Source organism: Paracoccus shandongensis, from assembly GCF_017315735.1.
GTDB lineage: Bacteria > Pseudomonadota > Alphaproteobacteria > Rhodobacterales > Rhodobacteraceae > Paracoccus > Paracoccus shandongensis.
Window position 1 is genome coordinate 1 of record NZ_JAFLRK010000081.1, and the last position, 639, is coordinate 639.

Sequence of the window (639 nt, forward strand, 5' to 3'; positions counted from 1 at the left end):
GCGATGCCGGTGCGGCCGAGGCGGCCTCGCACGAGGCCGCTGCCCGGCGCGAGGCGGCTGACGCCGCGCTGCCGCCCTTGCGCGAGGACGAACAGGTCGCCGCCGCCATCCTGTCGCGCATCGTGGTCGAGCGCGAGGCCCTGGACGAGGCCGATGCCCGTGCCGCAGGGGCCATCGCCAGCCTGCAGGCGCGGATCACGCAGCTTGCCCGCGACCTGGATCGCGAGGAGGCGCTGAACCGCGACGCGGGCGAGGTGGTCGAGCGGCTGGCGAGGGAACGGGCCGAACTGGACAAGGCCGGGCAGGGCCATGACGCGCGTCTGGACGCCGCTGCCCATGCGGCGGACGAGGCCGCCGAGGCGCTGCGCGAGGTTGAAGCCAAGCTGGCCGAACTGACGGACGAGGCGGCGCGCCTGGCCGCCCGGCACCAGTCGGCGGAACGGCTGGTGACGGACCTGCGCGCGATGCTGGAGCGTTCCGAACGTGCGGGCGCCGACGCGCAGGCCACGGTTGACCGTGCCGCCGAGGCGGGAGCGACCGCCGCGGATGCACTTGCCGGGGCCGAGCAGGCGCAGGAAGCCGCCGCCGAGCGCGCCGAGGCCGCCGAGGAGGCGCTGGCCGCAGCCGAGGCCGCCCGGG

The 639-nt window shown here is 77.0% G+C and carries 1 pseudogene; it reads left to right on the forward strand.

Annotation, left to right across the window (positions count from 1 at the left end):
- Positions 1–639 (forward strand): annotated as a pseudogene (locus JX613_RS19690) (chromosome segregation protein SMC); the annotation flags it as partial.